Source organism: Salinicola endophyticus (assembly GCF_040536835.1).
GTDB lineage: Bacteria > Pseudomonadota > Gammaproteobacteria > Pseudomonadales > Halomonadaceae > Salinicola > Salinicola endophyticus_A.
Genome location: NZ_CP159578.1, coordinates 3,115,653 through 3,140,450, shown reverse-complemented (window position 1 = coordinate 3,140,450; position 24,798 = coordinate 3,115,653). Strand labels below are relative to the sequence as shown.

Annotated in this window: 23 protein-coding genes and 1 pseudogene; 12 read left to right on the top strand and 12 right to left on the bottom strand. The window is 66.5% G+C overall.

Going from position 1 to position 24,798, the window contains the following annotated elements:
• Window positions 1-10: 10 nt before the first annotated feature.
• Complete coding sequence (madL, locus tag ABV408_RS14290) at window positions 11-457, top strand: malonate transporter subunit MadL (RefSeq protein ID WP_353979573.1); 447 nt, start codon at window positions 11-13, stop codon at window positions 455-457.
• A gap of 69 nt (window positions 458-526) precedes the next feature.
• Window positions 527-1,288, top strand: coding sequence for a malonate transporter subunit MadM (madM, locus tag ABV408_RS14285; RefSeq protein WP_035474068.1), 762 nt, complete (start codon window positions 527-529; stop codon window positions 1,286-1,288).
• Window positions 1,289-1,324: 36 nt separating this feature from the next.
• Here the strand turns inward: madM and ABV408_RS14280 are convergent, their stop codons facing one another.
• The 9 genes from ABV408_RS14280 to ABV408_RS14240 form a co-directional block, all read right to left on the bottom strand.
• Complete coding sequence (locus ABV408_RS14280; protein ID WP_353979572.1) at window positions 1,325-2,722, bottom strand: sensor domain-containing diguanylate cyclase; 1,398 nt, start codon at window positions 2,720-2,722, stop codon at window positions 1,325-1,327.
• Between the two features lie 40 nt (window positions 2,723-2,762).
• Window positions 2,763-3,539: an EAL domain-containing protein gene (locus ABV408_RS14275; RefSeq protein WP_353979571.1), complete on the bottom strand. Its 777-nt coding sequence runs from the start codon at window positions 3,537-3,539 to the stop codon at window positions 2,763-2,765.
• Window positions 3,540-3,728: 189 nt separating this feature from the next.
• Window positions 3,729-4,628: a myo-inosose-2 dehydratase gene (iolE, locus tag ABV408_RS14270; protein ID WP_353979570.1), complete on the bottom strand. Its 900-nt coding sequence runs from the start codon at window positions 4,626-4,628 to the stop codon at window positions 3,729-3,731.
• A 71-nt stretch (window positions 4,629-4,699) separates the two neighbouring features.
• A complete protein-coding gene (iolD, locus tag ABV408_RS14265; protein WP_353979569.1) occupies window positions 4,700-6,553 on the bottom strand; it encodes a 3D-(3,5/4)-trihydroxycyclohexane-1,2-dione acylhydrolase (decyclizing) in 1,854 nt (617 codons plus the stop codon).
• Entirely contained in the window at window positions 6,550-8,499 is a 1,950-nt protein-coding gene (iolC, locus tag ABV408_RS14260) for a 5-dehydro-2-deoxygluconokinase (RefSeq protein WP_353979568.1), read from the bottom strand. The genes iolD and iolC overlap by 4 nt, the downstream gene beginning before the upstream one ends.
• 59 nt (window positions 8,500-8,558) lie before the next feature.
• Window positions 8,559-9,689, bottom strand: coding sequence for a Gfo/Idh/MocA family oxidoreductase (locus tag ABV408_RS14255; protein ID WP_353979567.1), 1,131 nt, complete (start codon window positions 9,687-9,689; stop codon window positions 8,559-8,561).
• 45 nt (window positions 9,690-9,734) lie between these two features.
• Window positions 9,735-10,544, bottom strand: a complete 810-nt coding sequence (locus ABV408_RS14250) for an ATP-binding cassette domain-containing protein (protein WP_353979566.1) — start codon at window positions 10,542-10,544, stop codon at window positions 9,735-9,737.
• Window positions 10,544-11,659 (bottom strand): ABC transporter permease, encoded by a 1,116-nt coding sequence (locus ABV408_RS14245; RefSeq protein ID WP_353979565.1) that lies wholly within the window; start codon window positions 11,657-11,659, stop codon window positions 10,544-10,546. The genes ABV408_RS14250 and ABV408_RS14245 overlap by 1 nt, the downstream gene beginning before the upstream one ends.
• A gap of 45 nt (window positions 11,660-11,704) precedes the next feature.
• Window positions 11,705-12,673: a sugar ABC transporter substrate-binding protein gene (locus tag ABV408_RS14240; RefSeq protein WP_353979564.1), complete on the bottom strand. Its 969-nt coding sequence runs from the start codon at window positions 12,671-12,673 to the stop codon at window positions 11,705-11,707.
• 269 nt (window positions 12,674-12,942) lie between these two features.
• Here ABV408_RS14240 and ABV408_RS14235 point away from each other — a divergent pair, with 269 nt between their 5' ends.
• The 4 genes from ABV408_RS14235 to ABV408_RS14220 all read left to right on the top strand — a co-directional run bounded on the left by ABV408_RS14235 (window position 12,943) and on the right by ABV408_RS14220 (window position 16,527).
• Window positions 12,943-13,821 (top strand): MurR/RpiR family transcriptional regulator, encoded by an 879-nt coding sequence (locus tag ABV408_RS14235; RefSeq protein WP_353979563.1) that lies wholly within the window; start codon window positions 12,943-12,945, stop codon window positions 13,819-13,821.
• A gap of 116 nt (window positions 13,822-13,937) precedes the next feature.
• Window positions 13,938-14,966 carry an inositol 2-dehydrogenase gene (gene iolG, locus ABV408_RS14230; RefSeq protein WP_353979562.1) on the top strand — a complete coding sequence of 343 codons (1,029 nt, stop codon included), beginning with the start codon at window positions 13,938-13,940 and terminating at the stop codon, window positions 14,964-14,966.
• Entirely contained in the window at window positions 14,963-15,766 is an 804-nt protein-coding gene (gene iolB, locus ABV408_RS14225) for a 5-deoxy-glucuronate isomerase (RefSeq protein ID WP_353979561.1), read from the top strand. Before iolG ends, iolB begins: the two co-directional genes overlap by 4 nt.
• Window positions 15,767-15,834: 68 nt before the next feature.
• Window positions 15,835-16,527 carry an extensin family protein gene (locus tag ABV408_RS14220; RefSeq protein ID WP_353979560.1) on the top strand — a complete coding sequence of 231 codons (693 nt, stop codon included), beginning with the start codon at window positions 15,835-15,837 and terminating at the stop codon, window positions 16,525-16,527.
• Window positions 16,528-16,551: 24 nt separating this feature from the next.
• Here the strand turns inward: ABV408_RS14220 and ABV408_RS14215 are convergent, their stop codons facing one another.
• Both ABV408_RS14215 and aguA read right to left on the bottom strand, forming a co-directional pair.
• Window positions 16,552-16,779: a hypothetical protein gene (locus ABV408_RS14215; protein ID WP_035474043.1), complete on the bottom strand. Its 228-nt coding sequence runs from the start codon at window positions 16,777-16,779 to the stop codon at window positions 16,552-16,554.
• A 127-nt stretch (window positions 16,780-16,906) separates the two neighbouring features.
• The gene (aguA, locus tag ABV408_RS14210) at window positions 16,907-18,007 is read right to left on the bottom strand and encodes an agmatine deiminase (RefSeq protein ID WP_353979559.1); all 1,101 of its coding nucleotides are present in this window, start codon (window positions 18,005-18,007) and stop codon (window positions 16,907-16,909) included.
• Window positions 18,008-18,446: 439 nt separating this feature from the next.
• Here aguA and ABV408_RS14205 point away from each other — a divergent pair, with 439 nt between their 5' ends.
• From ABV408_RS14205 to ABV408_RS14185, 5 genes are all read left to right on the top strand, one after another.
• Window positions 18,447-19,211 carry an SDR family oxidoreductase gene (locus ABV408_RS14205; RefSeq protein ID WP_353979558.1) on the top strand — a complete coding sequence of 255 codons (765 nt, stop codon included), beginning with the start codon at window positions 18,447-18,449 and terminating at the stop codon, window positions 19,209-19,211.
• Between the two features lie 123 nt (window positions 19,212-19,334).
• Complete coding sequence (locus tag ABV408_RS14200; RefSeq protein ID WP_353979557.1) at window positions 19,335-19,856, top strand: retropepsin-like aspartic protease; 522 nt, start codon at window positions 19,335-19,337, stop codon at window positions 19,854-19,856.
• 261 nt (window positions 19,857-20,117) lie between these two features.
• Complete coding sequence (locus ABV408_RS14195) at window positions 20,118-20,657, top strand: carboxypeptidase regulatory-like domain-containing protein (RefSeq protein ID WP_353979556.1); 540 nt, start codon at window positions 20,118-20,120, stop codon at window positions 20,655-20,657.
• 381 nt (window positions 20,658-21,038) lie between these two features.
• Window positions 21,039-21,758, top strand: a complete 720-nt coding sequence (locus ABV408_RS14190) for a response regulator transcription factor (protein WP_110674871.1) — start codon at window positions 21,039-21,041, stop codon at window positions 21,756-21,758.
• Between the two features lie 72 nt (window positions 21,759-21,830).
• Window positions 21,831-23,465: an ATP-binding protein gene (locus tag ABV408_RS14185; RefSeq protein ID WP_353979555.1), complete on the top strand. Its 1,635-nt coding sequence runs from the start codon at window positions 21,831-21,833 to the stop codon at window positions 23,463-23,465.
• A 36-nt stretch (window positions 23,466-23,501) separates the two neighbouring features.
• Here ABV408_RS14185 and ABV408_RS14180 read toward each other — a convergent pair whose 3' ends face one another.
• Window positions 23,502-24,416 carry a LysR family transcriptional regulator gene (locus tag ABV408_RS14180; protein WP_353979554.1) on the bottom strand — a complete coding sequence of 305 codons (915 nt, stop codon included), beginning with the start codon at window positions 24,414-24,416 and terminating at the stop codon, window positions 23,502-23,504.
• Window positions 24,417-24,544: 128 nt separating this feature from the next.
• On the opposite strand from ABV408_RS14180, the pseudogene ABV408_RS14175 reads away from it, so the two are divergent.
• A pseudogene (locus ABV408_RS14175) lies at window positions 24,545-24,762 on the top strand (hypothetical protein); the annotation flags it as partial.
• Window positions 24,763-24,798: the final 36 nt, after the last annotated feature.

Genomic DNA, 24,798 nt, shown 5'->3' with positions numbered 1-24,798 from the left:
CCGGAGGTGAATGACGATGGTGATCTACGGTGTTGCGCTACTCGCCGGCTGCATGCTGGTGGGACTGATCATCGGCGACGTGCTGGGCCAGCTGCTCGGCATCAGCGCCAACCTGGGCGGCGTGGGTATCGCCATGCTGCTGCTGATCTTCGTGACCGGCTATCTCAAGGACCGCGGCAAGCTGCCGGAGGCGACCGAAAGCGGCATCAATTTCTGGAACGCGATGTACATTCCGATCGTGGTCGCCATGGCGGCGAGCCAGAACGTGGCTGCAGCCTTCAGCGGTGGCATGGTGGCGATCGTCGCTGGGGTGCTGGCAGTGGCGCTGGGGCTGGCGCTGGTGCCGGTGCTCACCGGCAAGAAAGGGGACGACGCGCAACCGCTGGACCCGCCCGCCAGCGCCGCCATGCCGCCCTCCCGGGCGACCACCGATCGTTCCTCACCGCGCGGCTACTGAACCTTTCAACGACATCTCTTAACGACGATTGTTAACGACGACTTTTAACAACAACAGGGGAGTGCCCGCATGAACGACTCCATCGTGTCGCTGGTCGACAAATATCATCTGATCGCGGCCTTCGCCGTGGTCGGCCTGACCATGTACGTGGCCTACTGGCTCAGCCGCCATCTCACCGCCGGGCGCCTGCACGGCTCGGCCATCGCGATCATCATCGGCCTGGTGCTGGCCTACGTGGGGGGCGTCTCCACCGGCGGCAGCAAGGGGCTGTCCGATGTCACCCTGTTCTCGGGTCTGGGACTGATGGGCGGCGGCATGCTGCGCGATCTGGCGATCATCGCCACCGCCTATGGCGTACGTTTCCAGGAGATCAAGAAGGCCGGGTTGCGCGGGGTGATCGCGCTGTTTCTCGGCGTGCTGGTGTCGTTCGTGGCCGGCGCGGTGGTCGCCGTGGGCTTCGGCTATACCGACCCGGTGGACATCACCACCATCGCTGCCGGCGCGGTGACCTATATCGTCGGACCGGTAACCGGCGCCACCCTCGGGGCGAGTTCGGAGGTGATCGCGCTGTCGATCGCCGCCGGTCTGGTCAAGTCGATCCTGACCATGATCGCAACCCCGGCCACGGCGCGCCTGATCGGTCTCGACAACCCGCGCTCGGCGATGATCTTCGGCGGTCTGATCGGCACCACCAGCGGCGTGGCGGCAGGTCTCGCCGCGACCGATGCGCGGCTGGTGCCGTATGGCGCGATGACCGCGACCTTCTATACCGGTCTGGGCATCCTGCTGGCGCCGACGGTGCTGTTCCTGGCCGTGCGTGCGCTCTTCTGAATTCGCTGCCGCACCCCGGGCCCGGCGATGCGGTTGCTACAGCGGCAGCGCCGGGTCTTCGGGCAGCTCCGGATCCTCGCCCAGGGCCGGCGCCGGCGGCGCGGCTTCGGTCACGGTGATACATCCGCGGCCGGCCTGCTTGGCTCGATAGAGCGCGGCGTCCACCCGTTCGAGCAGCTTGTGCGAGGTGGTCTGGCGTGGCTCGGCGATCCCCGCCGAGAACGATAGCCGCAGCTGACGAGCACTCAGCGGCTGCTGCTTGAGCCGTGTCAGCACCCGGTCCAGGGTGGCGTGGGCGGAGAAGCGGTCGACCCCCGGCAGTAGCAGCAGAAACTCCTCTCCACCCCAGCGAATCAACATGTCGCTCTGGCGCAGCATGGCGCCGACCAGGCTGCTGAACTCTCTCAGCACATCGTCGCCGACCGCATGGCCATGTTCGTCGTTGACCGTCTTGAAGTGGTCCAGGTCGAGCATGGCCACGGCCAGCGGCTCGCCGTAGCGGCTGCTGCGCCGAATCGCCTGCTCCAGCAGCTGCTGGCCATAGCGCCGGTTGTGCAGCCCGGTCATCTCGTCGCGCGTGGCCAGATACTCCAGGCGGCGGTTGCGCGCCTGCAGCTCGCGCGTCTGTTCGCGTTGGGCGGTCATGTCGACCAGGCAGGCGATACGCAGCGGCCGACCATCGGCATGGTGCACCACGCTGTCTTCTACCTGCATCGTGCACAGTGAGCCATCGCGGCGCATCAGCTCGAGGCTGCGCTGTCCGCCGCTGGTGAGCGACGTCAGATGATAGCGTTGACTCGACTCGCGCGAGGCGGGTGCGAGCAGCACCTGGAAGTGGCGCTCCAGCAGCTCGCCGGCGGCATAGCCGAAGAAGTTGCAGAGCGCGGGGTTGACCAGACGCAGATAGCCTGCGGCATCGAGTACGCAGGCGCCGATCGGCAGGCTGCCGATCCACTGGCGCAGCGAAGCCGGCAGCTGCGAGGTGTGCGTTCGGGATTCCGCCGGGGCAGGGTCGAGCACGGTAATGCGGTCCAGGGCGACCAATACCTGGCGCTCGCCAGCGCCTTCCACCCCACGGCAACGTAGCCGCAGGGCGCGCAGTTCACCGCGATGATCGCGCAGATGGTAGCGCCGCCACGCCTGGGGCGCTCGCTCGTCGCACTGGCGCGCGGGGTGGGCAAGCGACGCCAGTGGTTGGCGCTGATCGTCGAGCCACTGCCAGGGGTCGACGGCCGGCAGTTCGGTGTCCAGCGCCAGCTGATGTCGCGCCAGCGCATTGGCCTCGGCCACCCACACGTCGTCGTCATCGACACGGTAGACGAGTGCTGCGATGCCGAGCAGTTCGAGCCCCTCCAGGGTGGACTGGAGCGTCGGCTCGAGGCGCCTCTGGCTGGCGCCGACGTCACTATCGAGAGATACCTGCAAAGCGTTCATGGGGCGGACCACCGTGTGCGAAGACAAGAGAGGCGGCCGCTCAATGCTGGCCGCGTACCAGCGCGAACTGAGCCGGCTGGCACTGCGGCAAACCTTCGGTTTCCGGGCGCGCGTACCAGTAGCCCTGCTGGCGCACGATGCCGCGGCGGTAGAGCCAGCGCGCCTCTTCCAGCGTCTCCACGCCTTCTGCGATCAGATCGATATCGAGCTTCTCCGCCAGGGTCACGATCTGCTCGATCAGGATCTGCTGACGCGGGGCGGTATCGACGCCATCCACCAGACGGCGGTCGATCTTGAGCAGATCGGGCACGATGTCCACCAGCAAGTCCAGATTGGCGTGGCCACTGCCGAAGTCATCCAGGGCGACGGTCATGCCCATGTTGCGATAGGTGTCGACGATGCTCTGCAGGTGGCGTCGATCCCTGACCTTCTCGGTCTCGATGATCTCGAAGCAGAGCCGGTCCACCGGCCAGCCCAGCCGCTCGGCGGTGATCAGCGTGGCCTGAATGCAGGCCTCGGGCTCGTAGACGGCGTTGGGCAGGAAGTTGATCGAGAGCAGACCCTGATGGCCTAGCCGATGGGCCAGCTCCAGGGCCTTGACCCGGCACGCCTGATCGAAGCGGTAGAGATTGTCGTCGTCGACCCGGCACAGCACGCTGGCCGCCGAGCCGCCGTCACTGTCGCGTACCAGCGCCTCGTAGCCGTAGATCTCGCCACGCTCGAGGTCGACGAGCGGCTGGAAGGCCATGGTGAAGTCGAACGGCAGCGGAGCATCGCAGCGCCGGCATACCGATTCGTGTCTCGCGCATCCCGGCATTGTGGTCCTCCCTGACGCGACAATCTGGGTAATCGAGGTGATGGCGCGGTTGGGCGGCGTCGATGCGCCGCCCAGCCCACCCTTTGAACCCAGATTAGAAGAGAACGGCGCCGAGGAGTAGTGAGGCGTCGCTGCGATGTCATCGCCGTGGCGGCAAGGTGCCGGGGTAGTGCTTTGTGGAACTGGGCTTCAGCGGGCGAGCGTGAAGCCGGCCTGGGTCGCCAGCCGCTGCAAGTGGCGATAGCCCAGGCGGGCGTAGGCGAGAGGCGGGGCGACCGCCGGGTCCTGTTCTGCCTCGACCACCAGCCAGCCGTGATAGCCCGCCTGGCACAGGTGTTCGAGCGTGGGCAGGAAAGCGACATCGCCATCCCCGGGGACGGTGAACAGTCCGTCGAGGACGCCGGCCAGAAAACTGCGGTCGCGGTTGCGCAGGTCGTCGAGTACCGACTGGCGCACGTCCTTGCAGTGCACGTGATGGATGCGCTTGGCGTAGCGTCGGGCGATCGTCAGCGGATCGCCACCTGCGGCATGCAGATGGCCCAGGTCGAGCAGCAGCCCCACCGAGTCGCGCGTGGCGTTCATCAGGCGCTCTATCTCTGCCTGGCTCTCGATCAGCGTGCCCAGATGATGGTGATAGACCAGCTGTATGCCGTGGCTGGCCAGGTAGTCGCCCACGCGTTCGAGCCCCTGGCACAGTCGTTGCCATTCGTCATCACCGAGCCGTGGGCGCTGCGATAGCGGGCGGGTGATATCACCATGCACGCAGCGCGTGACTTCGCAGTAGACCATCACCTTGGTACCGCCCGCCTCGAGCAGTGCCAGATGCGACTGCAATGCCTCGATCTCGGCCTCGGGGCCGCGTTCGAGCAGACGGCTGGAGTACCAGCCTGACACCAGAGAGAGGTCATGGGCACCGAGCGCGGCATTGAGCGCCGTTGCCTCGCGGGGAAATTTCTGGCCCAGCTCGAAGCCGGTGAAACCCGCTTCACGGCCTTCGCGAAGGCATGTCTCGAGCGGGGTGTCGCCGCCCAGGCTCGGCAAGTCGTCGTTGGTCCAGGTCAGCGGGTTGATGCCCAGGCGTACGGCCATGGTCTCTCTCCTCTCTCGGCGGTGGTCCGGCCCCGGCGATAGGGCGCAGGGTCGGGCCAGATCGGTGTGGGTCAGCGGTTTTGCCACTGGCGCGTCTTGTGGTTTTCGTAGCGGCGGCGGGCTGCGCCCACGGCCTCGCGTTCTGAGACCTCGGCGACGGCGACGTCCCACCAGGCGCCGCCGGCTTCGGTGGTCGCCAGCGGGTCGGTATCCAGTGCGATCACGTAGCTGGTCGGTGATGCCTTGGCACGCGCCAGTGCCGCTTCCAGCTCGGCGATGCCGGTCACCGTCTCGCTGCGCGCGCCGAGTGCTGCGGCGTGCGCGGCGAAGTCCACCTTGGGTGCGCCGTCACCGGCATCGCGGCAGTCGGTGAGCAGGTTGTTGAAGCCAGGCCCACCGCAGGCCTGCTGCAGGCGATGGATACAGCCGAAGCCACGGTTGTCGAGCACCACCGCGACGATCTTCAGCCCCAGTGCCACCGAGGTCGCGATCTCGGAGTTGAGCATCAGATAGGCGCCATCGCCGACCATCACGAATACTTCCGAACTCGGGCTGGCCAGCTTGACCCCGACACCGCCGGCGAGCTCGTAGCCCATGCAGGAGTAGCCGTACTCGAGGTGGTAGCCCCGTGGGTGACGTGTGCGCCACAGTTTATGCAGCTCCCCCGGCAGGCCACCGGCGGCGCATACCACGATATCGCGCTCGCCGGCTGCGCGGTTGACTGCACCGATCACCTCGGCGTCGCTGGGCATCGGGCCGGCGCGGTCGCGGGTTGCGTGATCGACGCACCGTTGCCACTCGTCGCGCAGTGTGGCGCTACGGGTCGCCCAGGCGGCGTCGGGCTGCCATTCATCCAGCCCTGCCGCGAGCGCCTGCAGGCTCAGCCGAGCATCGCCGACCAGCGGCTGGGCGCGGTGCTTGATCGCGTCGAAGGCGGCCACATTGAGCGAGAGCAGGCGAACTTGCGGCGAGAGCAGGGCGCGTGAGCCAGAGGTGAAGTCGCCGAGCCGGGTCCCCACGGCGATCACCAGATCGGCGTCCGCCGCCAAGGCATTGGCTGCTGCGGCGCCGGTGACGCCGATACTGCCCATATTGCACGGATGGTCCCAGGGCAGTGCGCCCTTGCCCGCCTGGGTCTCGCCCACCGGCAGCCAATGACGCTCGACCAGCGTGGCCAGCGCCTCACGCGCCTGGGCGTAGTGCACGCCGCCGCCAGCGATCACCAGCGGACGCCGCGCCTGGCGAACGAGGTCGAGCGCGGCTTCCAGCTCCGCGGTGTCGGGGCTCTGGCGGCGTAGACGATGCACCTGCGGTGCGAACAGACTCGCGGGGAAGTCATAGGCCATGGTCTGCACGTCCTGGGGCAGGGCCAGCGTGACCGGGCCGCAGTCGGCGGGGTCGGTGAGCACGCGCAGCGCCTGTGGCAGGGCGGTGAGCAGCTGCTCGGGGCGGGTGATGCGATCGAAGAAGCGGCTGACCGGTCGGAAGCAGTCGTTGCTGGTCACGCCGAGGTCCTGGAAGTCCTCCACCTGCTGTAGCACCGGGTCCGGCAGGCGGGTGGCGAAGGTATCGCCGGGCAGAAACAGTACCGGCAGGCGATTGACGTGGGCCAGCGCGCAGGCGGTGACCATATTGGTCGCGCCGGGGCCGGCGGAGGCGGTGCAGACCATCATCCGGCGGCGCTCCAACGTCTTGGCATAGGCGATGGCGGCATGCGCCATCGCCTGCTCGTTATGGGCACGATAGGTCGGTAGCCGATCGCGGGCGTGATAGAGCGCCTCGCCCAGTCCCGCCACATTGCCGTGGCCGAAGATCGCCCAGCAGCCGGCGAACAGGGGGAGTCTTTGGCCATCGACATCGACCTGCTGGGCGCTCAGGTAGCGCACCACGGCCTGGGCCATGGTCAATCTCACGCTATCGCTCATGGGGTAGCCTCCGCGGGTGTGAGCGGGGCGCGCAGCGTGCGCCACGCCTGGATCAGTTCGGCATAGTTGGTCGCCACCTGGGCGACCAGCTCGGCATCGTCGATATGCCCGGAGAGCCACGCCCGGCTGGCGCGGGCGAACAGCGTGCGCCCCACGGTGAAGCCCTTGCACCAGCGGTGGCTGGCCGCCACCGCGAAGCCAGCCTTCATGGTCTCCATGGGGGCATCGAGGCCGAGCAGCACCACGCCCCGGCAGTGTGGGTCCTGGGTCTCGATGACCGCGCCCACGGCTTGCCAGGCGGCCTCCGACATCGGCGGCAGTTTCCACCAGTCGGGACGAATGCCCAGGTGATAGAGCCGGGTCAGGCTTCGCGCCAGGGTAGCGTCGTCGTCGGGAAGATCGTCGGGCGGGATGATCTCGATCAGCAGTTCGAGGTCGACATCACAGGCCGCCTGGTAGAGCTGCTGCAGTCGCGCTTCCTGATCGAGACGCAGCGTGAGGGGATCGTCAGGGTGGTAGAACACCAGACACTTGATGATATGTTCGCGTGGCCAGTGACGCAGGCAGCGGCCCAGGTCGTCGCCGTGCTGGAAGCGCAGCGGGCGCGACCCGGGCAGCTCCACCGGGCGCCCGATCCACCACTGCCGGCCACTCGCGTCGTTGAGCGCATCCTGGCCCAATACGTCGTCGACCAGAATCGCCGGCGTCTCGAGTCCGGCGCGCTCGGCACCGCTGGCGGCGGCGGCCACCAGCAGGCGCTTGAGCTGCGGCAGACGGGTGGGATCGGCATGGGTCTCGCGCGCCATTTCGCTGAGTTGGCGACGATGGTCGAAGGCCAGCCCGCATACCTGTGGCCAGGCGCGCGGCGTGCGCGTGGTGACACGATGCAGGTGATTGAGCCGAGGATCGAGATCGGGGCGGGGCAGGCTCTCGCGCCGCGCCAGATAGTCGAACAGCTCCTCTGCGGTCGGCATCGCCGGGGCGCAGCCGTGGCGCGAGACCACCAGGGCGCCGCAGGCGTTGGCGTAGGTGGCGCAGGTCTCCCAGGTCTGGCCGTCGAGCCAGCCGCGCAGCAGCCCGCTCATGAAGGCATCTCCCGCCCCCAGGACGTTGAGCACCTCGACCTCGACGCCCGCGACCAGAATGCCGTCCTCGATACGCTCGGGGATCGCGCCTTCCATCACTACGCAGCCCTGGGCGCCGAGCTTGCATACCAGGGTCGCGGCGCTGCGCTCGCGCACCGCCCGCAGGGCGGTGAGGGTGTCGGTACTGCCGCCGGCGATATGGAACTCCTCTTCGGTGCCGACGATCAGGTCGAAGGCTCCCAGCCACTGCTGCAGGTGGCGGGTGACCTCGGCATCGGCGACAAAGCGTGTCTCACCGTCGCCGGGTTGGGTGAGCCCCCACAGCACCGGACGGTAGTCGATGTCGAGCACCCGCTTGACGCCGTGGTCGGCGGCCGCATCGAGCGCCTTGCGACAGGCGCGCTGGGTGATGGCGGTAGAGAGATGGGTGCCGGTGATCGCCAGCGCCCGGGCGCTGGCGATGTAGGCCGGGTCGATGGCGTCGGCATCGATAGCCATGTCGGCGCAGTCACGGCGGTAGAACAGCAGCGGGAAGCTGTCGCGATCCTTGAGCGCCAGCAGCACCAGGCCGGTATGCCGTTCGGGGTCGGTCTGCAGGGCGCTGACGTCGACCCCGGCCCGGCTCAGCTCCTCGCGCACGAACCGGCCCATCTGCTCGTCGCCGACGCGTGACAGCATCGCCGAGCGCAGGCCGAGGCGGGCGCTGCCGTAGGCGACGTTGCCGGAGCTGCCGCCGAGATAGCGGGCGAAGCGCGACACGTCCTCGAGTCGACTGCCGAGCTGTTCCGAGTAGAGGTCCACCGCGACCCGGCCGAGGCAGATGAGATCGAGCGAGCGTGCAGGGTTGAAGGCATGAGGCATGGCGTGTCTCCACGTCGGGGTTCGTCGGTTGGCATCGCGGTGGCGATGGGGCTGGGCGATCAAGCGTCGAGGTCGACCCAGCCGCGCGTCCGGTGCGAGCGTTCGATGGCGTCGATCAAGTGGTTGATGCGCCAGGCGTGGCCGAAGTCGGGATAGAGCGGGCGCTGACCACAGAGGCCCTCGACCAGGTCGCGTACCTCGATGATCTTCTGGTCGTTGTAGCCCAGACCATGGCCGGGAGCGGGGCTGAAGGCGGCATAGTCGGGATGTTCGGGCCCCGTCAGCAGGGTGGTGAAGCCGCGTCTGCCGGCGGGCCCCGCCTGGCGATAGAGCTGGAGTTCATTCATGCGCTCCTGATCGAAGACGATGGCACCGCGGCTGCCGGTCAGGGTGTAGGAGAGACCCAGCTTGCGTCCGCTGGCGATGCGAGAGGTCTCCAGATTGCCGATCAAACCGTGTGAGAAGCGCAAGAGCGCCTGCGCCTGGTCGTCGTTCTCCACCGTGCCCAGGCCGCTGCCTTGTGCCAGTGGCCGCTGACGGATCAACGTCTGCAGGTCGGCACAGAGGGCGGTGATCGTCTGGCCGCTGAGGTACTCGGCCAGGTTGAGAATATGCGAGCCGAGATCGCCGAGCGCGCCACTGCCCGCCATATCGCGGCGGGTACGCCAGCTATGCGGCGTGGCGGGATCGGCCAGATAGTCCTCGTTGTGGCGGCCGCGGAAGTGCACCAGCTCGCCGATCTCGCCACTGACGACGATCTCGCGCGCCAGTTGGGTGGCCGGATTGCGCAGGTAGTTGAATCCGACCAGCGTCTTCACTCCGGCGCGCGCGGCGGCCTCGCACAGGCGTTCGGCGCTAGCCGCGGTCAGCGCCAGCGGCTTTTCCACGTAAACGTGCTTGCCGTGGGCGATGGCGGCCAGCGCCATGGGTTCGTGCAGGACGTTGGGTGCACAGATATCGACCACGTCGATGTCCGGATCGGCGACCAGCGCCTGCCAGTCGCCGGTGGCACGTGCGAAGCCCAGCGCCGCGGCCTGTTGTGTCGCGAGCGTGGCGTCGGTCTCCGCCAGCAGCGCGCAGACCGGCCGCGCTGGCAGCGCGAACACGCGCGGCGCGGCGTGGTAGGCGATGGCGTGGGCCTTGCCCATGTAGCCGCTGCCGATCAGACCGACATTGAGGGTGGCTGTCATGTGCGTATCTCCGGGATGAGCCAGCGCAACGGGCGCCGGCGCCGTTCAGGCAGCGGAGGAAGCGGCGCTGCGCTGAAACTCGGCCAGTTCCGCATCCAGGCTTTCCAGCTCGGCGCCGCCAGCCATCATGTCGAGCACTTCCTCGCGGCTGACCTCCGACTTGCGGAAGTAACCCAGGCTGCTGCCGCGCTTGAGCAGGGTGAAGGCATCCGCCACCGGATAGGCGTGGTGGACGTTATGGGTGATGAAGATCACCGCCAGGCCGTCCTGGCGCGCCTTGGCGATATAGCGCAGCACCACCGATGCCTGCTTCACGCCCAGCGCCGAGGTCGGCTCGTCGAGGATCAGCACCTTGGCCCCGAAGTAGACCGCTCGCGCGATCGCCACGCACTGACGCTCGCCGCCTGAGAGCGTGCCCACCGGCTGACTGGGATCGCGCACGTCGATGCCGATCTTGGCCATCTCGGTCATGGCGATACGGTCGGCTCGCTTCCAGTCGACCCGTTTGAACGGCCCCACACCCGTGGTCGGCTCACGCCCCATGAAAAAGTTACGTGTGATCGACATCAGCGGGATCATCGCCAGATCCTGAAACACTGTGGCGATGCCGCTGTCGAGGGCGTAGGCGGGGGACTTGAAGCGAACCGGTTGGCCGGCGACGCGGATCTCGCCGCTGGTCGGGCGGTGCACGCCGGAGAGGGTCTTGATCAGGGTCGACTTGCCGGCGCCGTTGTCGCCCAGCAGGCACATCACCTCACCGGCATGCACGTGCAGCGAGACTTCCTTCAAGGCGATCACGTTGCCGAAGTGCTTGCTGACCTGACGCATCTCGATCATTGGGGTCGAATGGCTCATCAGCGGGCCTCCATCATCTTCTTGCGCACGAAGTTGTTGAACAGCACCGCGATCAGCAGCATCGCGCCGAGGAAGACCTTGAACCAGTCGGTGTTGACGCCGGTATAGAAGATGCCCATCTGCACCATGCCGAAGATCAGCGCGCCGAGCGCGGCGCCCACCGCCGAACCGTAGCCGCCGGTGAGCAGCGCGCCGCCGATGACCACCGCGATGATCGCCTCCAGCTCCTTGAGCATGCCGCGGATGGTGTCGGCGGAACCGGTGTCCATCACCTGCAGGCTGGCGAAGACCGTGGCCGATAGCGCGGTGAACATGAACAGCGAGATCTTCACCCGGCGTACCGGGACGCCCGAGTTGCGCGCCGCATTGGCATCGCCACCGGCGGCGAAGATCCAGTTGCCGTAAGGGGTGAACAGCAGTACCCAGGTGGCGACCGCGGTCAGGCCCAGCCACCACACGATCGAGACCGGGATGCCGGTCACCACCGGGTTGCCGGCGAAATTGGTGGCGATCCAGCCGTGCGCGGCCATCCACGCGAACAGCCCTGTCGCCACCTCGCCTGAGAACAGCGGGGCGAGCCAGTCGTGGGCGATGTGCGGTTGGAGGCCACCGATCTGCGTGCGCCCGGTGAGCAGGCGACAACCGCCGATGGCGAGCCCGCGCAGAATGAACAGAAAGGCCAGGGTGACGATGAAGGAGGGCAGGCCGGTGCGGTTGACCAGATAGCCGTTGCACCAGCCCACCAGCATGGCGCAGGCGAAGGCCAGCAGCAGCGCCGACCACAGTGGCCAGCCGTACTCCATCACCGGCACCGCGATGATGATACCGGCTAGTCCGATCATCGAGCCGATCGACAGATCGAACTCGCCGCCGATCATCAGCAGGGCCGCAGCGGTAGCGAGGATACCGAGCTGCGCCGAGACCTCCAGAAAGTTCATGATGCCGGCGGGCGAGAACATGCCGGTACCGCTGGCGGCGACGAGGAAGAACGCCAGTACCAGTAGCGCGCCGGCCATGGCGCCCAGCTCCGGGCGGCGCATGATTCTCTTCCAGGTCGCCTGCTTGGCCAGGCGTTCGTCTTCACCCAAGGTGGGGACTGCGGTGGTCGCTGTCATGGCGATGATCTCCTGAGAGTCGGGGGCGGGAGCCGAATCCTGGCGTCAGCGGATGCCGCGCCGGCTCAATTCCATCACCCGGGCAGCGTTCTCCTTGGTGACGAAGCCGGGGCCGGTCGCCACGTCATCCGCCGGCAGCAGGCCGTGCTCGACGTACTGGTCGAGGAAGACCACGGGCAGATAGCCCTGCAGGTACTGCTGCTGGTCGATGGCGAAATCCAGCGCGCCCTGCTGCAGTGCGAGCAGGATAGCGGGTGAGAGGTCGAAGGTGGCCAGGGTCAACTTGCCGGTGGCGCCTTCGTCGCGCATGGCCTGGATCAGCGGCCCGGCGGTGATCGCGCCCAGTGTCAGCACGCCCTTGATATCGCGGTGCTGGTTGAGATAGGCGACGATGGCGTTACGAATTTCGGTCGGATCGTAGGAGGTGGCGAGCTGCTCGGCGTTGCCGTCGAAGCCGTCGATGAAGCCGTCGCAGCGCTGATCGAGGCCCTGGTTGCCCTGCTCGTGATTGACGCACAGTCCTTTCTCGACCCCCATCTTGCGCATGCGCTCGGCGGCGGCCTTGCCCGCTGCGTACTCGCTCTGGCCGACGTGGAGCAGGGCGCCGTACTTGGCCGCGGCGTCACCGCCGGAGTTGATGGTGATGACCGGAATACCGCGATCGGTGGCATTCTGCACCACCTTGCCCAGGGCGCTTTCGTCGGTGAAAGAGAGGATCAGACCGTCCGGGTCGGAGGCGATGGCGGCCTCGGCCAGTTGCTGCATCTTGGCCATGTCGAAGGTCGAGGGAGCGCGGTACTCCAGGGTGTCACCCAGCGTACGGGCAGCGGCATCGGCGCCGTTCTTGACCACGGTCCAGAATGGGTCCGAAGGCACGCCATGGGTGACCATGACGAAGCGGTGGCCCTCGGCATGGGTCAGCCCGCTGACGAGCAGGCCCAGGGCGGTGACGAGTACGGCGGCGAGGCGCTTGCCGCCGGCCGGTGAGAGATCGAAGCGGTTACGGCGTCGCATGATGAATCCTCTTGGCGTGTGTCACGTTGTCGTTGTCTGACGCCGAGTCGCGATAAGGGGCGGGCGTCGAGTCGCGGTCGAGAAGCACGGCTGCTGTTCCGGTCGAACCGTGGTATGAAATATAAATTCCATTTTTAAGAGATTACAAATTATTTATTCTATACTTTGGTATGTGTGGAATTTTTATTCCAATCCTCTTAGGCTCGTTGCATCGAGAGTTGATCACCCGGATCACCGCGTCGATTGCCCATCCAGTAAAGGTTCATTGCATGCCCATCGAGGATTTCGCGGCGCTGGAGCGCCAGATCACCGAGGTCTACGCCTCCCTCAGCCGTCGCCTGCAGCAGACAGCGCGCTTTCTGCTCGACAATCCTCGCGAGGTGGCCTTCGCCACGGTGGCCAAGCTGGCCGAACAGGCCGGCGTCACCCCTTCGACGCTGATTCGCTTCGCCAACAGCTTCGGTTTCACCGGGTTCTCGGAGATGCAGGAGCTGTTTCGCGCCCGCCTGGTCAACGAGCTGCCCAATTACGCCGAGCGTATCCGTGCGGTACGCGTGGCCACCGGTGAAACGCCTGACAGCACGCAACTGCTGTGGGAATTCGCCGAGGCCAATCGGCAGGTGCTGGAGGCGCTGCCCGGGCGTATCGATCCGGCCGATCTGGAGCGCGCGCTGGATCTGCTCGAAGGCGCCGAGATCGTGTATGCGCTGGGGGCTCGGCGCAGTTTCGTGGTGGCCAGCTATATCACCTATGCGCTGCACCACATCGACAAGCGCGCGGCGCTGATCGATGGCCTGGGCGGCATGCATGGCGAGCAGGTTAAATCGATCGGAGCGCGGGATGCGCTGCTGGTGGTGAGCTTCTCACCCTATGCCGAAGAGAGCCGGCGCGCCGCCGATGACGCCAGCGAGCGCGGCATCCCGCTGGTGGTGATCACCGATTCCAGCCTCAGCCCGCTGGCGCGGGTCGCCGACGTGGCGCTGGTGGTGCAGGAGGCCGAGGTCAAGAGCTTTCGCGGTCTGAGCGCTTCGCTGTGCCTGGCCCAGACCCTGGCCATTGCCCTGGGGATGCGTCAGGTACGCCAACGCGACCCCGCCGATCCGGCGCTCCCGCCTCCAGACTCAGGGCGGCCGACGGCTGAGCGCTGACCAGCGCCCGGGGCGTGCGGGCCGAGGTGATCCCGTTGCGCGGCGACCATTCGACGACATCATTCGAGGGACTCGTTAGAGAAACGCATTCGAGTAACGTATTCGAGGAGCGATGCATGAGACTGGCACTGATCGGCGCGGGACGGATCGGCAGGGTGCACGCCACTGCCATTGCCGCGCATCCCGAGGTCACCCTGGCGGCGGTGAGCGATGCCCAAGCGTCGGCGGCCCAGGCACTCGCCGAGCGCTACGGCTGCAGCGTATTGCCAACCGATGCGCTGTTCGAGGATCCGGCGATCGATGCGGTGCTGATCGCGTCGAGTACACCGACCCACGCCGACTATCTCGAGCGCGCCGCGCGTGCCGGCAAGGCGGTCCTGTGCGAAAAGCCGATCGCCTTGGATCTGCCGCGGACACGTGCCGCACTGGAGGTATTGGCGCGGCATCCGGTGACCTGCGCGCTGGGCTTCAACCGGCGCCATGACCCGCAGTTCGCCGCGCTCAGGCGGCAGATCCGCGCCGGGCGTATCGGCATGCTGGAGACCCTGAGCGTGATCAGTCGCGACCCGTCGCCGCCGCCGCCCGCCTACGTGACAGCCTCGGGCGGGCTGTTTCGCGACATGACCATTCACGACTTCGACATGGCGCGCTGGCTGCTCGACGAGCCCATCCGCGACGTGTACGCCGAAGGCGGCTGCCTGATCGATCCGGCTCTGGGGGCGGCGGGGGATATCGACACAGCGATGATCACCCTGGTCAGCGCCAGCGGCCAGCTATGCCATATCAGCAACTCGCGTCGTGCCAGCTACGGCTATGACCAGCGCATCGAGGCATTCGGCAGCCTGGGCATGCTCGAAGCACGCAACGAAACCGAGACCCGGCTGCGGTTCACCGGGGCGGCCGGCCAGATCGGTGAGCTGCCCCACGCTTTCTTTCTCGAACGCTACGCCTTGGCCTATCGCCGTGAACTCGACGATTTCGTCACCAGCTGGCGCGAGGGACGGCCGCCGCTGGCCGGCGCCGAAGACGGGCTGGAGGCGCTGCGTCTGGCCGAGGCGGCGTTGCTGTCGCTGCGCGAGGGCCGTCGCGTGGCCCTCGACGAGATCGATCCATCCCATGCCACGAGCGCAGGAGAGTCGCCATGAGTTCACTGCTAGTTCGCCCCCAGCAACCCGATGCGCAGGGCAAGGTGCTCGAAGTCACCCCGGAATCCGCCGGCTGGTCCCATGTCGGCTTTCGCCTTCACCGTCTGGCGGCCGGTCAACGGATAGCCGCCGATACCGGTGAACGCGAGCACTGTCTGGTGCTGCTTGCCGGGCGCGCCAACGTGACCAGCGGCGACGAGCGCTGGGAAGCGATCGGCGCGCGGATGGATGTGTTCGAGCCAGTGCCGCCCTACGCGGTCTATCTGCCGCCGGGCGTGGACTACCATGTCGAGGCGCTCACCCCGCTCGAACTCGCGGTGTGCAGCGCGCCGGGGCAGGGTAACCAAGCCGCGCGGTTGATCGTCCCCGACCAGATCAACCGTAGCACCCGGGGTAGCGGCAGCAATACTCGGCATATCCACGACGTGCTGCCAGAGAGCGAGCCGGCCGACGGCCTGCTGGTGGTCGAGGTCTACACCCCGGCTGGTAACTGGTCGAGCTACCCGCCGCACAAGCACGACACTGATGATCTACCCCACGAGTCGATGCTCGAGGAGACCTATTACCACCGCCTGAACCCTGCACAGGGCTTTGCCTTCCAGCGTGTCTATACCGATGATCGCTCGCTGGACGAGACCCTGACGGTGGAGGATGGCTGTGTGGTGATGGTGCCGCGTGGTTACCACCCGGTCGCGGCCGCCCACGGTTATGACCTCTATTACCTCAATGTCATGGCCGGGCCGCGACGGGTCTGGACATTCCGTAACGACCCGGAGCACGCCTGGATGGTCGAGGGCTGACGTACGCAGTCATCTCTGACAGCGCCTAAGCTTAGACCTTGGTTCGGCGGCACGGGGCAGGGAGGCGCATGCGCGCAACGACGCTGGGATGGCTGGTGCTGATCGCGCTGGGCGTGGCGCTCGACAAGGGCGGTATCGATGTGCCACGGGCGTGGAATCCGTTCGCGCCGCTAGTGGTGGACGACCCGGTGACGCCGGTCACTCGGCTCAAGCTCGCGCGTGTCGAACGCGACCCCGAAGTGTGCCGCGCGGCGCTGCGAACGGCCCCGGAGGTACGCTTCACGCCGCTGGCGGACTACACCCCGGTGGCGGGCTGTCCGCTGACCGATGTGGTGCGCCTTCAGAGCACCGGGTTGCGCTTCAGCTCGAGCTTCGTCGCCACCTGCCCGTTGGCCCTGGCGTGGACGATGTTCGAGCGTCATGAGCTCCAGCCGCTGGCCGAGCGCACCTTCGATAGCCGCGTCACCGCGGTGCGCCACTTCGGCTCCTTCGCTTGCCGTAATATCTATCATCGTGAGAACGCGCGGCGCAGCGAGCACGCCACGGCCTCGGCGCTGGATGTCGCCGGCTTCACCCTGGCCAGCGGCGAGCGTATCGATCTGCTGGATGATTGGGAAGGCGAGGGCAAGCGGGCAGCGTTCCTGCGTCAGGTCCAGGCGGCGGCCTGTGGCTACTTCGGGACCGTGATCGGCCCCGACTACAACGCTGCGCACGCCAACCACTTTCATCTGGGAATGCGCGGCGTTGCCTTCTGCCGCTGATGGCAGGTCGCGATTGTGGCGCGTTCAGTTACCGAGGTTGATGTCGCTGGAGTCGGTCGCCGCCCCGGTGGCCGCGCCCACGCCACCGCCGATCACGGCTCCGTCGGAAACATCGCCACCGGTGGCCGCGGCGGCACCGGCACCCACTGCGGCGCCCACACCGGCACCGCTGAGCGCGCGCTCACCGGTGCCGGTACCGCAAGCGCTGAGCAGCAGGGCGGCTGCCAGTATGAAGGGAGTCGTACGTAGCATGGTCAATCTCCTGAGTCGACGCCGGGTTACGGTGCGTAAGCGGCTGTGACTACAGCATAGACCGGGTGGCCAGAGCCGCCACCGGTGGCCGGCCTCGCGCTACGCAAGGCCGGCGGGTGCATGGCGCTCAGGGCCGGGGTTGCTGCTGGGTGATGCAGTGGATGTTGCCGCCGCCGAGCAGAATCTCGCGCGCCGGCACGCCAATCACCCGGCGCCCCGGGAAAAACCCTTCCAGTATCTCGCGCACGCTGGCGTCGTGTGCGGGATCGAGCAGCGGCATCGCCACCACGCTGGTACCGATATAGAAGTTGACATAGGAGGCTGCCATGCGATCTCCCGGCCGGCGCGGGCGCGAGCTCGACAGGCGATCGACGCCGCTGGCTTCCTCTTCGCCCAGATAGAGTGGGCCCGGCTGCGGCAGCTTGTGGACTACGAAACGGCGGCCGCGGGCGTCGGTGGCACGCTCCAGAATCTCCAGCGCCTGCCGCGAGATGGCGTACTGCGGGTCGCTCTCGTCGTCGGTCCAGGTCAGCGCCACCACGCCGGGGGCGATGAAACAGCAGAGGTTATCGACGTGGCCGTCGGTCTCGTCCTGGTAGCAGCCCGCCGGCAGCCAGATCACCTTGTCGATACCCAGATAGTCGGCCAGTAGCTGGGTCTGCGCTTCGCGGCTGAGCTCCGGGTTGCGGTTCGGGTTGAGCAGGCACTCTTCGGTGGTGATCAGGGTGCCCTCGCCATCCACATGGATGGCGCCGCCCTCGAGCACCAGCGGCGCAGTGAAGCAGGGAATTCCCAGCATCTCGGCGATCTTGCGCCGAATGCGGCGATCCTTGTCCCAGGGGAAGTAGAGCCCGCCCTTGAGCCCACCCCAGGCGTTGAAGTCCCAGTCGACGACGGCGATACGCCCGTCCGGGTGGGTGACGAAGGTCGGGCCGACATCGCGCATCCAGGCATCGTTGCTGGAGAGTTCGACTACTCGAATGTGCGCCGGTAACTGGTGACGGGCGTTCTCGTACTGCTCGTCGTTGACGCCCACGATCACGGTCTCGCTCTCGGCAATGGCGCGGGCGACCTCGACGAAGGCGCGCTGCGCCGGCTTGGCCCCCAGGCGCCAGTTGTCCGGTCGCTGCGGCCACAGCATCCAGCAGGCGTCGTGGGGGGCAAACTCCGCCGGCATGCGAAAGCCCAGCTGGGCGGGCGTCTGGGAGGGAGATGCGAGATCGGTCATGACAAACGCCTGAGGGAACCCTAAGGTTATCGGTGAACGGTAGTGAGTACGTCGTGACGGCGACTGTAGCACTCCGCAGGACGCTTGCGCAGTGGGTCGCGGATGTCCTTGCATCACTCCAGGCCAGCGGGCGATCCCCCCGGAGAGACAGGAGAGCGTCATGCGCTTTAGCGACAACCGCGGCGAGCCCATCGAGGGGCTGTCTCGGCGAACAGAAGGGCGTGATGGTGCGCTCGCTTATCGGCCTGTCCAATGACCTGGGCTTGCACACCATGGCCGGGGGCTTGGATAACGAAGAAGAAGCCGTGGCGCAGAAGACCCTGCGCTACCGCCCGCGTGGGTCCCATCGCCATTTCTCCACTGCCAGGTCCGAAAACGGCGAGTAGCGAGGTGGCCCATCGTCGATCATCCATGTTCCTTCGACCCAATGGAGACATGGATGCAACGCTTACAAGGCAAGATCGCGCTAATCACTGGCGCCAGTTCCGGGATCGGTCAGGCCGCGGCGCGGCTATTTGCGAGCGAGGGCGCCTGTGTGGTGCTGGCGGCACGGCGCGGTGCGGAGCTGCAGGCCGTCGCCGCACAGATCGTCGATGCCGGCGGTCAGGCTGCTTGGTTGGCCGGCGACGTCCGCGACGAACCCTATGCGCAGGCGCTGGTGGCTCTGGCGATCGAGCGTTTCGGTGGTCTGGATATCGCGTTCAACAACGCCGGCACGCTCGGGACGTTGATTCCGACCCCCCAACTGGATGCACAGGCGTGGCGCGAGACGCTCGACACCAACCTCAGTGCGGCCTTCCTCGGTGCCAAGCATCAGATTCCGGCGATGCTGGCACGCGGTGGCGGTTCGCTGATTTTTACGTCCACCTTCGTTGGCTACACTGTCGGCTTCCCCGGCACCGCCGCCTACGCTGCCAGCAAGTCTGGCCTGATCGGCCTGACCCAGGCGCTGGCGGCGGAGTTCGGTCCGCATGCCATTCGCGTCAATGCGCTATTGCCTGGCGGCACGCAGACGCCGATGGCGGAGGCGATGAACGATACGCCGGAGGCCCTGGCGCAAGTGGCGCAGATGCACGCGCTCAAGCGTCTGGCGCGGCCGGAAGAACTCGCTCGCGCGGCGCTGTTCCTGGCTTCGGAGGATGCCGGGTTCATGACCGGCAGCGCGATGCTGGTCGATGGTGGCATGTCGATCAATCGCAGTTAAATCGTGTCCGCGCAGCGATGCGCGGACACGTGCTGGCCGAGGTCAGCCTGACCTGCACCGATACCCTCGATCCCACGCTGAGCGCCGCACCGAACCCGATGAGTTCGTATGGGAGGCGAGCCGATGGCTGACGCGCAACACACCACGCGGCGTCTCGGACTCGGGATGATGCTGCTGTGCTGGGTAGTGATGCTGGCATTGGCGGTGTGGTGGTTTCGCGGCGTCGAAAGCCGGCGTGCCAACCCCAATCTCGAGCTCTCCAGTCAAGCCGCCCCCGGCGCCCCGGTCTCTCTGGCGCGCAATGCCGCCGGCCACTTCGTCGCCCCGGGCGAGATCGACGGCCAGCCGGTCACCTTCCTGCTCGATACCGGCGCCACCTATGTCTCGCTGTCGCGTGGGCTGGCCGAGCGTCTAGGTCTGCAACCCGGCCCTGCGGCTACCTTCAACACAGCCAATGGACGCGTCCAGGGGCACCTCACCACGCTCGACAGCGTGCGTCTGGGCGGTCTTGCCGTGCGCCAGGTGGCGGGGTCAATCCATGCCGGTATCGGCGATGACATGGTGCTGCTCGGGATGAGCTTTCTCGGCCGCTTCGATATTCAGATTCGTGCCGACCATCTGACGCTGAGTCCGCGGACCCCGTGAATCGGCTCTCTCGATCAAGCCGTTGCCCAGCGGTCCGATTAAACTGTCGCCCAGTGGTTCGATCAGACTGTCGCCCAGAGGCGACAACGCTTGCGTAATCTCTGCGTGATTGTCGTTTACAATCGAACTCGCAAGTTACCCTGGGTGACACTGTCGGACAGATCGACAGTGCGACGTGACGTAAGATAAGCGTTCGTCGTGGTTTACCTCGGTGATGAATGTCCGGTCACTAACGCGCGCGTTGCATTCAAGGAGTCGAAGATGACGCTGACACAGTGGCGGCCCTGGCTGTTACCCTTTTTGATCATGCTGGGGCTGACCGGGTGCGACAGCTTTTCCACCAGCAGCTTCAAGATGCCCGATATCTTCGGCGGCCAGTCCCGCGACGAGAACGTGGTCAAGCGTCAGATCGCGTTTCCGGCCGAGGAGTACGCCAAGCTCGAGAAACACGGTACCGCAGCGGTGCAGGGGCGGCTGAGCTACACCATGCCGGGCGGTCAGACGATCGTGGGTGCCAACGAAACCATTTCGGTGGCGCCGGCGACACGCTATGCCGCCGAGGCCGCGGATGTCGCACTGTCCGGTCGCCGGATCGAGCCGGCCGACCCGCGAGCGCGCGACTACACCCACTACGCCAAGACCAATGCCGACGGTTACTTCGTGGTGCGCGGCATTCCCGCCGGGGTGTTCTACGTGGCCGGTAGCGTGCTGCTGCCCGGCGGTGAGTCGCGCAGCCCGATCATCATCAAGCAGGTCACGCTGCGCGATGGCAAGACCCGTGAGGTCGAGCTGAGCCGCTGATCGCGGTGCAATGGTGCGACCTGACAGGGACATGGGGGAGTGATTGGGATGTATTTTTCCTAAGTCTAATGAGTGAAAGGGCTGCGACTTATCTCCCCCAACCGGTCTGATGTCTGTCGCGAGAAAATGTACCGGATAGAGAGTAACGACAAATCATCCAATCGAGTTAGTAGGTTACAGGGGTGGCTTATGAGGTATCATGAATACTCGGATACCACCTGTGCCGAGTGAGCTTGGCGCCTCGCAGCATGTCTCAAGATTTCGTTGCGTTATAGGCCACCTTGGTTCACCGTTCACTATCAATCGGTCGATGCCTTAGCGCGTCACACAATAAACGAATCAGTGGTATGCAGGGCCGGGTTTCGAGGCCAACTCATAGGGATGGAAGACAGCTTGGACAGCACTGCACATCAAGATCGCGTTCTGATCATCGAAGATGACGAACGGCTGGCGCATCTGACGCGCGAATATCTGGAGGCCAACGGTTTTCAGGTCGGACTGGAGCATGATGGCGCCCACGGCGTGGAGCGAATCATCGAGGAGCAGCCGGACATGGTCATCCTCGACTTGATGCTGCCCGGCGAGGATGGGCTTTCCATCTGCCGCCGGGCGCGTCCGCACTACGCCGGCCCCATTCTGATGCTGACCGCACGCACCGACGACATGGATCAGGTGCTGGGGCTGGAGATGGGCGCCGATGACTACGTGCCCAAGCCGGTACAGCCGCGGGTATTGCTGGCACGCATGCGGGCGCTGATGCGTCGCGCCGACAGCCTGGTGTCGTCGAGCGGTGCCACGCGTCTGACCTTCGACAATCTGGTGATCGACAGCGCCACCCGCGAAGCCTGGCTCGAGGAGCAGCGGATCGACCTCACCAGTGCCGAGTTCGATCTGCTCTGGCTGCTGGCCGACAACGCCGGGCGCGTGCTCACCCGCGAGGAGATCTTCTCGCAGCTGCGCGGGATCAAGTACGACGGCCAGGATCGCTCGATCGACGTGCGCGTATCGCGCATTCGGCCCAAGATCGGTGACGATCCCAATCACCCCCACCGTATCAAGACGGTGCGCAGCAAAGGCTACCTGTTCGTCAGGGATAGCTGAGTCGCGACGGCGACCGCGATCGCGGTCGCCGTCGTTTGCCGACACACCCCCTCATTCCCCGCGAGAGCAGCGATGCGGCGTTCGCTTACCGACAGCACCTTTCTGCGCTTCTACCTGGCGCTGCTGGCCGCACTGGTGATCACCTTCGGGCTGGCGCTGTTCGGCTTTCTGATGGTCGACAAGGTGCGCCAGGAGCACTATCGCGAAAGCCTGGTCAGCGGCCCCCTGGCGCTGCTTGCCGACCTGGTCTCGCGCCAGCCGCTGGAGAGGCGCGACGACTGGCTCGCCTCGATGGCCTCGACCCTGGGCATGCCCCTGGGGCTGTTTCGGCTCGAGGATCTTTCGCTCGACTACTTCGAGCGCGCCCGGCTGGAAGAGAAGCGCCCGGTGATCGAGGCCGCCGACGACGGCTGGCGCTCGCTCTACAAGGTGCCGCAATCCGACTGGGTGCTGGCGGCGCGCATCAACTCGCTCAACGAGATGCAGCTGCGCGGCATCACCGAGGTCCTGCGCAGTTGGCTCAGCGGTGAGTCGGACAAGGTGCAGGCCAAGCGCCTGCACCGGGTGCAGCAGCAGTTCCAGGTACCGGTGGGGCTCTACGCCGAGCCGCCATCCAACGTCGACCCGATCCAGGCGACCCGGCTCGATGCCGGTGAGGTGGTGGTGCGCCTCGACTCGAGCCTGAGCGCGCTCTATATCCACGCCCGGGTCGGCCCCGATCGCTGGTTGCGTATCGGCCCGCTGCCCAGCTTCGAGGCGATGCCGTTGTCACTGGCGCTGTCGCTGTTGATCATCGTGTTGATCACCCTGGCAGGGGCGATCTATCTGATCGTATGGAGCGTCGAGGGTCGCGTCGGCCGGCTCGAGCGCGCGGCGACGCGGATCGCCGCCGGCCATCTCAACGCCCGTGTGCGGGTCGATGGCAACGACTTCCTCGGCCGCCTGGGCATGGCGCTCAACGGCATGGCGGCGCAGGTGCAGTCGCTGCTGCGTAGCCAGCAGGAGATGATTCGTGCGGTCTCCCACGAGCTGCGCACGCCAGTGGCGCGTATCCGCTTCGCGGTGCAGATGCTCGAGGATCTCTACGGCGAGGGGCACGCGCGCAAGCAGCTGGAGGGCATCGATGAGGACATCTCCGAGCTCGATCGCCTGATCGACGAGATCCTCACCTACGCCAAGCTCGACAGCGAGAATGCCCAGGGCGTGACGCTCAAGACCGAAAGCCTGGAGTGCCGCGCGCTGGCGTGGCGGGTGCTGGAGATTCTCAGCCCGCTGCACCCGCATCTGACGCTGACGGTAGCCGACGGCGAGGAGCTGGAGGTGGAGGCCGAACCACGCTATCTGCAGCGCGCGGTGCAGAACCTGGTCGCCAACGCCTGCCGGCACGCCGAGACCCAGGTCTGCGTCAAGATCCACCGCGAGCCGCGGGCGATTCGTATCGATGTCGAGGACGATGGTCCCGGCGTGCCGGAGAAGGATCGCATCGCCATCTTCAAGCCCTTCGCCCGGCTCGACGACAGCCGCACGCGGCGCTCCGGTGGCTACGGCCTGGGGCTGTCGATCGTGCAGAAGATCATGGCGTGGCACGGCGGCAACGTGGTGGTGGATCGCAGCGAGCGCCTGGGCGGAGCACGCTTCAGCCTGCTGCTGCCGCTGCACGCGCGCGAATCGATCAGCCCGCTCAATTTCGACGACGGCGCTCAGTGAGCGCCGCTGATGCCGCTGATGCCGGTTTGATGCCGTTCAAGCCGGTTTGATGCCGCTCAGCACCGCAAACGACGTATCCCGTGCGGTGCGAATGAAATCCTCCATCCACGGCAGCGCCCGGTCGTTGTCGCGAACCGCCGCGTAGAGCGTGCTCCACACCCCCTCCTTGCCCAGCGGCAGCGCCTTGACGTAGTCGCGCTCCAGATACTCGGTCAGGGCCCAGTTGGGCAGGGCGCAGACGCCGCGCCCGCTGGCCACCAGCTGCATCATCATCACCGTCAGCTCGGCGCTGCGGATCTCCCGCGGGCGAATCGCCGCCGGCTCCAGGAACTGGGTGAAGATATCCAGCCGCGAGTGGTCGATGGGGTAGACGATCAGCGTCTCAGCGGCCAGATCCGGCGGCTCGACCCAGCTCTGTCCTGCCAGGGCATGCTGCTTGGCCACCGCCAGCAGCCCCTCGTAGCGGAATAGCGGGGCGTAGTGGATGCCGGGCAGCGGCTCGGGGTTGTCGGTGATCACCAGGTCGAGGGCCTCGCGCGTCAGCGCCGGCAGCAGGTCGAAGTTCTGGCCGCTGGGGATGTCCACCTCCACTTCGGGCCAGTGATCGCGGAAGTGGTCGACCGTGGGCATCAGCCACTGAAAGCAGCTGTGACACTCGATCGCCATGTGCAGGCGGCCCTGCTCATGCCCGGCGAGGCGGGCGAGATCGCGTTCGGCCAGGCGCAGCTGCGGCAGCACCTGCTCGGCCAGGGCCAGCAGCCGCTCTCCGGCGCGGGTGAAGGCGACCGGGCGGGTCTTGCGCGCGAACAGCGGCATGCCCAGGCGCGACTCCAGATCCTTGATCTGGTGAGACAGCGCCGACTGGGTGAGATGAACACGCTCCGCCGCTTCGACCAGCGAGCCGGTGTCTCGCAGGGCGATCAGCGTACGGAGATGGCGAAGTTCGAGCATGCTATGAATATTGTTCACGTCAGGGGTTAAGAAAACGCGTTTGATTCAGGGAAAGGGCGTGGCGAGACTGCACATCTGGCCGTCGGCTCCCCGATGTTACCCGCTAATGCACAGAGACCCCACCCATGCTGCTGAATGCGTTCCAGGCGTTCGACTACCCCAGCGAGATCGGGCCGGGGGCTACGACATCCACGCGCCCAATATCCCCACGGTGGCGTGGATGGTCGAGCTGATGGTCAAGGCGGCGGAGAAGATTCCGGCCGAGCGGCTGTAGGTCAACCCGGATTGCGGGCTCAAGACCCGCGGCTGGGCCGAGGTCGCGCCGGCTCTCGGCAATCTGGTCTAGGCCGTGCGCCAGCTGCGTCAGCGCTTCGCGTGAGCC

Excerpts from the sequence above, each read along its gene's own strand:
- madL (WP_353979573.1), top strand. The coding sequence starts at position 11 with ATGACGATGGTGATCTACGGTGTTGCGCTACTCGCCGGCTGCATGCTG.
- madM (WP_035474068.1), top strand. The coding sequence starts at position 527 with ATGAACGACTCCATCGTGTCGCTGGTCGACAAATATCATCTGATCGCG.
- ABV408_RS14280 (WP_353979572.1), bottom strand. The coding sequence starts at position 2,722 with ATGAACGCTTTGCAGGTATCTCTCGATAGTGACGTCGGCGCCAGCCAG.
- ABV408_RS14275 (WP_353979571.1), bottom strand. The coding sequence starts at position 3,539 with ATGCCGGGATGCGCGAGACACGAATCGGTATGCCGGCGCTGCGATGCT.
- iolE (WP_353979570.1), bottom strand. The coding sequence starts at position 4,628 with ATGGCCGTACGCCTGGGCATCAACCCGCTGACCTGGACCAACGACGAC.
- iolD (WP_353979569.1), bottom strand. The coding sequence starts at position 6,553 with ATGAGCGATAGCGTGAGATTGACCATGGCCCAGGCCGTGGTGCGCTAC.
- iolC (WP_353979568.1), bottom strand. The coding sequence starts at position 8,499 with ATGCCTCATGCCTTCAACCCTGCACGCTCGCTCGATCTCATCTGCCTC.
- ABV408_RS14255 (WP_353979567.1), bottom strand. The coding sequence starts at position 9,689 with ATGACAGCCACCCTCAATGTCGGTCTGATCGGCAGCGGCTACATGGGC.
- ABV408_RS14250 (WP_353979566.1), bottom strand. The coding sequence starts at position 10,544 with ATGAGCCATTCGACCCCAATGATCGAGATGCGTCAGGTCAGCAAGCAC.
- ABV408_RS14245 (WP_353979565.1), bottom strand. The coding sequence starts at position 11,659 with ATGACAGCGACCACCGCAGTCCCCACCTTGGGTGAAGACGAACGCCTG.
- ABV408_RS14240 (WP_353979564.1), bottom strand. The coding sequence starts at position 12,673 with ATGCGACGCCGTAACCGCTTCGATCTCTCACCGGCCGGCGGCAAGCGC.
- ABV408_RS14235 (WP_353979563.1), top strand. The coding sequence starts at position 12,943 with ATGCCCATCGAGGATTTCGCGGCGCTGGAGCGCCAGATCACCGAGGTC.
- iolG (WP_353979562.1), top strand. The coding sequence starts at position 13,938 with ATGAGACTGGCACTGATCGGCGCGGGACGGATCGGCAGGGTGCACGCC.
- iolB (WP_353979561.1), top strand. The coding sequence starts at position 14,963 with ATGAGTTCACTGCTAGTTCGCCCCCAGCAACCCGATGCGCAGGGCAAG.
- ABV408_RS14220 (WP_353979560.1), top strand. The coding sequence starts at position 15,835 with ATGCGCGCAACGACGCTGGGATGGCTGGTGCTGATCGCGCTGGGCGTG.
- ABV408_RS14215 (WP_035474043.1), bottom strand. The coding sequence starts at position 16,779 with ATGCTACGTACGACTCCCTTCATACTGGCAGCCGCCCTGCTGCTCAGC.
- aguA (WP_353979559.1), bottom strand. The coding sequence starts at position 18,007 with ATGACCGATCTCGCATCTCCCTCCCAGACGCCCGCCCAGCTGGGCTTT.
- ABV408_RS14205 (WP_353979558.1), top strand. The coding sequence starts at position 18,447 with ATGCAACGCTTACAAGGCAAGATCGCGCTAATCACTGGCGCCAGTTCC.
- ABV408_RS14200 (WP_353979557.1), top strand. The coding sequence starts at position 19,335 with ATGGCTGACGCGCAACACACCACGCGGCGTCTCGGACTCGGGATGATG.
- ABV408_RS14195 (WP_353979556.1), top strand. The coding sequence starts at position 20,118 with ATGACGCTGACACAGTGGCGGCCCTGGCTGTTACCCTTTTTGATCATG.
- ABV408_RS14190 (WP_110674871.1), top strand. The coding sequence starts at position 21,039 with ATGGAAGACAGCTTGGACAGCACTGCACATCAAGATCGCGTTCTGATC.
- ABV408_RS14185 (WP_353979555.1), top strand. The coding sequence starts at position 21,831 with ATGCGGCGTTCGCTTACCGACAGCACCTTTCTGCGCTTCTACCTGGCG.
- ABV408_RS14180 (WP_353979554.1), bottom strand. The coding sequence starts at position 24,416 with ATGCTCGAACTTCGCCATCTCCGTACGCTGATCGCCCTGCGAGACACC.